Raw genomic sequence first — 360 nt, 5'->3', positions numbered from 1 at the left:
GGGCCTTGAGCAGGTGCTCGGCGGCGCTCAGCGAAATCACCGCGCCCATGAACGGCGCCGGCTGTTCGTCGAAGCGACCGACCCGCAGGGTAGCGCTGACCGCCACCAGGCGCGCCAGCAGTGCGTCGCCCCAGGCGCCCTGCGGCACCAGCAGGCGGCGGGCGCAGGTGCAACGCTGGCCTGCGGAGATGAAGGCGGACTGGATGATGGTGTAGACGGCGGCGTCGAGGTCGGCGACCTCCTCCACCACCAGCGGGTTGTTGCCGCCCATCTCCAGCGCCAGGATTTTCTGCGGCTGGCCGCCAAACTGGCTGTGCAGCAGGTTGCCGGTGCGACTGGACCCGGTGAAGAACAGACCGT

At 69.7% G+C, this 360-nt stretch carries 1 protein-coding gene; it reads right to left on the bottom strand.

The features are described 5' to 3' along the window. Positions 1 to 360: aldehyde dehydrogenase family protein (locus tag FMN52_RS00130; RefSeq protein WP_148606709.1), on the bottom strand; the 360-nt coding region annotated here is incomplete at both ends.

It is taken from the genome of Marinobacter sp. BW6 (assembly GCF_008107725.1).
In the GTDB taxonomy this organism is placed as follows: Bacteria; Pseudomonadota; Gammaproteobacteria; order Pseudomonadales; family Oleiphilaceae; genus Marinobacter.
Note: the sequence above shows the minus strand (reverse complement) of the source record. Positions and strands in the feature narration are given on the sequence as shown.